At 42.7% G+C, this 3,423-nt stretch carries 2 protein-coding genes; both read right to left on the bottom strand.

Features of this window, described 5'->3' with window-relative positions:
- Positions 1-1,066, bottom strand: a 1,066-nt coding sequence (locus H6S82_RS24820) for a DUF4874 domain-containing protein (protein ID WP_199317952.1), incomplete at its 3' end; no start/stop codon positions are given.
- A 5-nt stretch (positions 1,067-1,071) separates the two neighbouring features.
- Positions 1,072-3,423 (bottom strand): polysaccharide biosynthesis protein (locus H6S82_RS24825; protein WP_199317953.1); only part of this gene is annotated, 2,352 nt, incomplete at its 5' end.

The raw sequence follows: 3,423 nt of genomic DNA on the forward strand, positions 1-3,423 counted from the left end.
CTGTTTTTGCCAGTCGCAACCGATATCCTAATTTGCGTTTGATTTCTGGCAAACAGCCTTGAGTTTGCCATTTTTTGACAATTTCTCTAGCATCTGGGTTATCCATATTTAATGCGCTCCAGCGCATTCGTGATAGTTCTTTTAAAGTGTTGGGACAATCATCGTATTCACTAGGTTGGCAAGTTTCGCCGCCCTGAACTACATATAGATTTTCTATATTTAAATACTTTTTTTGGGCGTCAACAATGATAGGTATAGTACTTCTATAAGTACCTTTATCATCAATACTAGCCAAAAAACAATCATTATGAAAACCAGTTCGAGAGCGATCGCTACCATTAAACGCTTCTCGATCTTCGAGATTCTTGCTATTATTAAAAGCTTCTGGTTTATGGCGGGGATACCTGATTGCTACCATACGTTCTTTGGGTAACGCTGATAAAAGTTTAAACAGGATTGCTTTTCGATCTTCATTGTTCTTGTCCAAACCATTTGAAGACCTATTCCATTCCCCCCAGTAGCCTATAAAACCTGCTTCTATATAGGCGATCGCATCATAATTAGCTTTCAGTATGGGTGTTAACTGCTCAATATGAGAAAGGATGGTATCTCTGGGAGCATCATCACCTCCACCCACCCAATTATATGAGAACCTGATAATCAATTTTATTCCCGCTTTTCTGGCGGTTTCGCAGTCTTGGGATATCATCTCCAAAAAAGACTGCGATATGATTCCGTTTCGGAATTTTGAAAGCAAGTAAATCCGGCGAACCAAGGTTATATTTTTACTTCCGATCTTTCGCAGTTCGGATAGCTCTAATGGAGAAGTATCTTGATTCCTAACCGGATCGATTGCTATAAAAAATCCTCTTTCAGGATTGGTAAAATCTTCCAGACTGCTTTCATAGGATATAGTTTTTTTAGAGTCATTCCTAGCCAGAGTGCTTACGCATGATGTCAGCAACATCACCACGAGCAAACCTCCTATTAATTTAGGTAGTTTTTTATATTTATTCCCCCACAATATTGATATGTTATGCCAGCATCCTAATCTGTATCCTTGCATACAATCTATTTTTCCGCCATCGGTATTTCAACTTCTTTTATACCCGTAGATTCACTGTGATTTATCTCATCGCTTTCGCGGTCATTCATTTTGGGTGATGGCGACAAAGCGATTAAGCTCGAAACTAAAGAAGGAATTAATTTATCCCAGTTATCTAGTTTTAATTGCACGCCCAACCTTTTTATTTGAGCATAGGCAATAGTAGCAAAACTGGGATTTTGAGCGAGGGCATCTTCGGGAATTACCAGTCTCAAACAAGCAGGATTGATATTGGTTTCCTGGATGATTTGGCGTAACTGAGCGGCGAAGTCAGGTTGGAAAAATTGTTCGCTAGTAAGGTTAACGTCTACTGTTATCCCTGCATCATTAGAAGATTCATGCTGCCAAAGCTGCATCTGACGGCAAGCTTCATAAAGTAACCGCCAGTTAACGCTGAGATTTGAGCTTGTTTCTTCCAGCGCTGGCTCGTCAGCTGGCCGATTCGGCTTGTATTCCGGTAATAACTGCTTCAGCAAAAAGACGATCGAATAGGTATCGTTTTTATCTGCTGCCGCGCATAAAGCATCCACCTTAAAATCAACAATTTCCGGTACTATACCAGCGGCATTGGCAACAGTCATAATTTTTTCGTGTTGGGTGGGGTCATACTTCTCACCTTCGATAAACAGTTCTTCATACAATTTTTCTCCCGGACGCAACCCCGTAAAGACGATATCAATGTCTTTGCCTACTTCATATCCGGAGAGGCGAATCAAATCTTTTGCCAAATCGAGGATCTTGACTGGTTGCCCCATATTGAACATGAATACTTCACCACCCTTACCCAGGACTGCCGCCTGCAAAACCAGCTGCACCGCTTCTGGAATTGTCATGAAAAAACGAGTGATATCTGGATGGGTAATTGTAATCGGGCCACCTTCCGCAATTTGCCGCTTAAAGGTTGGCACAACGCTACCCCTGCTACCCAAGACATTGCCAAAACGAGTCACGACAAACTGTCTGCCAGTTTTTTGGGCGGCTCGCAGTACCATCATTTCGGCAATTCGCTTGCTAGCTCCCATAATATTAGTGGGATTAACGGCTTTGTCTGTGGAGATCATGACAAAGTGTTGGGCATTGTATTGCAATGCCATATCCACCAGATTTTTTGTACCCCGCACATTATTGGTGATTGCTTCTGGCGGGTTTAATTCCATCATGGGGACGTGCTTGTGAGCCGCAGCGTGAAAAATTATTTCTGGCCTGTATTTCTCAAAAATGTACTTCAGTCGCGAGGAAAATCGAATATCTGCGATCGATGCTGTAATGCGAGGAATCTCTTGTTGCTTTTCCCCATTGTGTTTTAATTCTTCCACAAGCTGTTGCAGTTCTTGTTGGATATTGAATACGGAATTTTCTCCGTGTCCTATCAGGATCATTTCCGCAGGGCGACATTTAAAAATTTGCCGACAAAGTTCGCTGCCGATCGACCCTCCCCCTCCGGTAATCAGAACTGTTTTACCCTTTAGCAATCTAGAGATTTTATCTACCTCGGTTTGGATTGGTTCGCGACGCAACAGATCCTCTATCTGTACATCCCGAACGCTGTTCATCTTGAGATCGCCATTGAGGATTTCATTGATGGGCGGTAGCGTACTCGTTCCAACTCCCGCTGATTGACAAATTTCTACGATTTCCCGAATGTCTCTACCCGGAACTGTAGGCATAGCAATTATCACTTTGCTGATGTGCATAGAGCGCACCACTTCGGGAATTTTATAGCGATCGCCCAGTACAGGAATTCTGCAAATATTTAAGTTGAATTTTTTGGGATCGTCGTCAATAAACGCGACTGGATAAATACCCAGAGAGGGACTATGTTGCATTTTTTGCACTAGGGATATGCCTGCGCTGCCCGCTCCAACGATAAGGACGCGATCTCCTTTGTAAGATTTCTTACGTCCTTGTCTGAGTCTGGCGAGCGCGGGAATGCTGAAACGGCTGGCCGCAACTAACAGCAAACTGAGAATCCCGTCCAGCAAGGGGAGCGATCTCGGTAACCTATCTACCCCCAAATCGCTCACATAAAACAGCATCTTAAAAACTATGGTTTGCAATACTGTAGCCCCCACTGTAAGCATCACCATATGCTCCAGCTCATCAATAGTGGCATAGCGCCAGTAATGCTTGTAAAAGCCCCACTGAGCAAATACAGTTATTTTTACCGCTAAAAACATCAGCGTTGCTACTAGCAACCCATATTTGTATGGTTCAACCGTAAAATCATCATCTAACCGAATTGCCAACGCTAATATGGGCGTAATTAAGAAAATTATTAGATCGCATATTAAAAACTTCCGATTTTTTAATCCCGTTAG

The organism is Planktothrix sp. FACHB-1355 (genome assembly GCF_014748295.1).
Taxonomy (GTDB): domain Bacteria; phylum Cyanobacteriota; class Cyanobacteriia; order Cyanobacteriales; family Aerosakkonemataceae; genus Aerosakkonema; species Aerosakkonema funiforme_A.